Genomic DNA, 4,181 nt, shown 5'->3' with positions numbered 1-4,181 from the left:
GATTATGATACCGCCCGCTATGAAGGTTTTGGTCCTGGCGGCTGCATGGTGATTGTAGACTGCTTAACAGACAACGGTAATCGCACATTTACTCAGGTTCGCCAAGCATTTGTTAAAAATGATGCCAAGTTAGGTAGCCCTGGTACTGTTGGCCATATGTTCGAACATCAAGCAGTTTTTGTGTTTGAAGGTGAAGACGATGAAGCCATTCTTGAATTGCTTATGATGGCCGACGTCGACGTTGCCGATGTAGAACTAGAAGATGGCATCATCAGCGTATTTGCACCCGTATCTGAGTTTAACAATGCGCGCACTGTGTTAACTGAAGCCTTTCCAGAGATAGACTTTAAGGTAGAGAATTTAGCATTTGTGCCACAAACAATGACTGAACTTACTGGTGAAGATATTGAAAGTTTTGAAAAGTTCTTAGCGGCTCTTGATGATTGTGATGACGTTCAGAACGTTTACCACAATGCAGACATTAACGACGAAGAATAACTCAAACTAAGAAGACTGTTAAAGCGTTCTAAACCTAAGTGCTAGAACGCTTTGCAGCTTGTTTCTATCAAAGCCGTCACGTCATTTTGTCACTCTCAATATCCACAACCTAAACATTCACAAGCTAAACACTAGGACGCTTCGCGGATAGATTCTATAAAAGCGATGAATCTGAAAGATTAAAAGTTCAACAGTCGAATCGAATCCCCCTTCCCGCTTTATTTTGCTATAGATTTTTAGTGATCTATGTAAGCGAAGCATACGCTTTTCATCATTGTTATCGCCCTAACAATCCACCGAGCACTTTGTCAGCAATGAATTCGGGGTTATCACCCTTACCGATGTTACCGCTTTAATTACTTTAAGCATGTTAAATTGGGCATGTTAAAAAGATCATTGGATAAAAGCTTAATTCATGTCACTCTAAATAATATTCTTTATACATGTTCTTTTTGAATATCAAACATCACTCAAATCAATTCTAACGACATATCGGCACGAAGCATTTAAAGGATGGCTCATTGCTAACATTCATTAAAAATGAAAGTAAAAGTAACGGAGAACTTCAGCAGGCTCGCGTTATATCTCTGTTTTCATTAGTCGGAATGTCGATGACTTTTGTGATGGGCGTAATAAGCTTATTTAACAGTAATAATGTATTAACCATCACTCTATTTGTCTCCAGCATCATTTACTGTTTGGCTTACATTGTACTCAAAAAATACAACAAGCTTAACCTGAGCTCTTTTATTATCATTTACTCGTTATATATACTGATGTTCTACTTAGTCTTTACTGGCGGGGCGGTACAAACAGGTCCATTGTGGATATTTATTGTGGCGCCAGTTTCCGTTTATGTACTGGGATTAAGTTATGGTCTGGTTAACCTGCTATTTTTCTTAAGTATTATCGCTATTATTATGTTTTCACCGATAGAGATGCCTCAATATGCAACTTATTCAACTGAGTTTAAAGTCCGGTTAATATTTTCATTTTTAACCACTACCTTTCTCTCCGCGTTATATGAATATTCAAGAATGCTATCCTACAATAGTGCGCTGAAGCTCGGTAAAAAATATCAACAACTCGCATTATCTGATCCATTAACGACACTGGCTAACCGACGTAATGCGTTAACCATTTTACAGCAGGAAAAATCAAGAATTTCACGAAACAACGAACCATTATCTGTTTTGCTATGCGATCTTGATCATTTTAAAATGGTCAATGATAAATACGGCCACAATTGCGGCGATATGGTGCTTACTGAGTTATCGCAGGTGTTTAAACAGAGTGTGAGGCAGCAAGATTGTGTCGCACGCTGGGGAGGCGAAGAGTTTCTGTTTATTCTGCCGCAAACCTCGGCTGAGCAAGCTTCTGTCATTGCAGAAAAAATTCGTACTAACGTACACCATCATAAGGTGCATTTTCTTAAACACGAGATTAGCCTAACCATCAGTATTGGCATTTCACAATTAACCGATGATCAAAATATTGATGAACTTATCAACAATGCCGACAGAAATTTGTATCAAGCGAAAAAGAATGGCAGAAACCAAGTGTATCCACAGCAAACAACATCTATCGGCCTATGAGCCGATTGGAGTATTGTCCATCACATAAATGTTATTGCTGTTTTATATCCAAGAATAACAGCTAAATGCTAGAACGCTTCGCGGCTAGACTCTATACAAAGATAACGCAGAGGCTTTACAAACTTAACAAGCTGCAGCGAACGTATTGATGCTTTACTGCGCTTAGCTTTTTAGCAATGCAACGCTCTAGCAAGTCGAAGCTAGCTTGAGTTGCTAGGTTATTATGACTGGACAAGGTTAGTTATTATGACGCTTGAACAAAAAAACGCAGCCTAGGCTGCGTTTTTGGGTATCGTTATATAAACGACGATGCTTAACGTAAGTCCATTTCTTGCACTTTTTCGTAAGCGATTTCAGGTGCAGTTACATCTGGTTTTTCATGTAAGTCTGCTTTTAATTGACCTTTACGATGCTTTAGTGCCGCATCTAATTTTTTAGCGGCGCTCGTGATAGCGGGATACATGACTAAGTCAGTACCTTTAGCAGCAATGCGAGTTCCTTCATAGTTAGTTCTAATTTCAACATCATATTCACCATGCTCTTTAGCAATGATGATATCTAGCGAGATAAGCGTCGGGAAATGGCTAGCTATTTTAGCGAATTTTTCATCTACGTGTTGTTTGACAGTATCAGTAACATCAACATGGTGACCAGAAAGATTTATTTTCATAGATTGTCCTTAAAAGAATTTACTTGCCAAATTTATTGCGTATTACAACTGCATGCTGACATAAATAGTGTTGTTGTACAAATGCAGGCTGACATATTTAGACATCGGCATGTGCTTTGTATCACAAGTACTCAAACCTATAATGTGTTTTATATCTGTTTGTATACTTTACCAGCAATACCATTAATAAACGTGCATGGGGTATATCTAATTGACCTAACCCTTACATTGATTAAACATCAGATTACTGGTTAAGTATAGACACAATTTAGTCCCAAATGTTGCAACTTTTGTGTTGTTTACACAAGTGATGGTAAACCAATCAATTAACCGCTAAAAGCAGCTAATTTATAAGCAACTATACCCATTTTATTTTTGTAGACTTAACTAAATTAAGTCGAATTAATCATTAACAGGAACATTCATGGCTACTAATCAGATCCAAATTGACATTATTTCAGACGTAATGTGCCCATGGTGCATTGTCGGTTATCGCCGACTTGAACAAGCATTGAGCAAATTTGATGATTTAGAGGTTAAATTGCAGTGGCATCCGTTTGAGCTAAATCCAGCAATGGGATCAGAAGGTCAGCATTTAGGTGAACACATTGCAGAAAAATACGGTTCAACACCAGAGCAAAGCGCACAGAACCGTCAGCGATTAACCCAAATGGGTGCCGATTTAGGTTTTGAATTTAACTTTTCCGACTCATCACGTATTTACAACACGCTACTGGCCCACCAGCTACTGTATTGGGCTGCAGAGACGGGTAAGCAAACTGACTTGAAATTGGCGCTGTTTAGCAGTTATTTTACTGAGCAGAAAAACCCAGATGACATTGAAGTACTCATTGAAGCAGCTACAAAGGTTGGCTTAGATGCTGCTGAGGCACGTGCAGTGCTCAGCGACAAACGCTTTGAAACTGCGGTAAAAGAAGAAGAGCAATTGTGGATCAGCCGCGGAATTCAAGCCGTGCCTGCCATTGTGTTTAATCAACAATATTTAGTCTCTGGCGCACAAGACCCCGACACCATTGCAGAATTGATTACCAAACTGCTCGCTGAAGCAGCATAAGCCGCTTTGAAGAAACACACAAAACCCAGCCTAAGCTGGGTTTTGTTTTTACGAGACAACCACTTAAACCTAGTTCAACTTGGTAACTAATAAGGTTGGCGACTCAGTACTTGAGCCTGTCACCGTAAAGCGATAGGTACTGGCGATTGTGACATTAAAATGCATGTTGGCACCTTTTTTCACTAAGGTTTTCAACAGCCCTTCAGTCACAGCATCATCACCGGCTATTGCGCCGAAGTCAATTGTCGACCAATCTGCTGTCGCGATTTTAAATTCATTATCACCAGCAGCTAACGTAATATCGACGTGGTAAATGACATAGCACAGCACATACGCATTGATT

At 39.4% G+C, this 4,181-nt stretch carries 5 protein-coding genes; 3 read left to right on the top strand and 2 right to left on the bottom strand.

What is annotated here, in order from left to right; genetic code table 11:
- Both CXF78_RS13455 and CXF78_RS13450 read left to right on the top strand, forming a co-directional pair.
- On the top strand, positions 1–498 hold a 498-nt coding region (locus tag CXF78_RS13455; RefSeq protein ID WP_102037084.1), incomplete at its 5' end, for a YebC/PmpR family DNA-binding transcriptional regulator.
- 521 nt (positions 499–1,019) lie between these two features.
- Positions 1,020–2,093, top strand: a complete 1,074-nt coding sequence (locus tag CXF78_RS13450) for a GGDEF domain-containing protein (RefSeq protein WP_102037083.1) — start codon at positions 1,020–1,022, stop codon at positions 2,091–2,093.
- A 313-nt stretch (positions 2,094–2,406) separates the two neighbouring features.
- Here the strand turns inward: CXF78_RS13450 and hpf are convergent, their stop codons facing one another.
- On the bottom strand, positions 2,407–2,763 hold the full coding sequence (hpf, locus tag CXF78_RS13445; protein ID WP_011636558.1) for a ribosome hibernation-promoting factor, HPF/YfiA family: 357 nt from the start codon (positions 2,761–2,763) through the stop codon (positions 2,407–2,409).
- A 424-nt stretch (positions 2,764–3,187) separates the two neighbouring features.
- Between hpf and CXF78_RS13440 the strand changes: the two genes are divergently transcribed.
- Positions 3,188–3,838: a DsbA family oxidoreductase gene (locus CXF78_RS13440; RefSeq protein WP_011636557.1), complete on the top strand. Its 651-nt coding sequence runs from the start codon at positions 3,188–3,190 to the stop codon at positions 3,836–3,838.
- 69 nt (positions 3,839–3,907) lie between these two features.
- On the opposite strand, the gene CXF78_RS21455 is transcribed toward CXF78_RS13440, so the two are convergent.
- Positions 3,908–4,181 (bottom strand): early set domain-containing protein (locus tag CXF78_RS21455; RefSeq protein ID WP_180957140.1); only part of this gene is annotated, 274 nt, incomplete at its 5' end.

It is taken from the genome of Shewanella sp. 11B5 (genome assembly GCF_002836795.1).
Taxonomy (GTDB): Bacteria; Pseudomonadota; Gammaproteobacteria; order Enterobacterales; family Shewanellaceae; genus Shewanella; species Shewanella frigidimarina.
The sequence above is the reverse complement of the archived record's forward strand: the minus strand, read 5'-3'. Positions and strand labels throughout refer to the sequence as shown.

Excerpts from the sequence above, each read along its gene's own strand:
- hpf (WP_011636558.1), bottom strand. The coding sequence starts at position 2,763 with ATGAAAATAAATCTTTCTGGTCACCATGTTGATGTTACTGATACTGTC.
- CXF78_RS13440 (WP_011636557.1), top strand. The coding sequence starts at position 3,188 with ATGGCTACTAATCAGATCCAAATTGACATTATTTCAGACGTAATGTGC.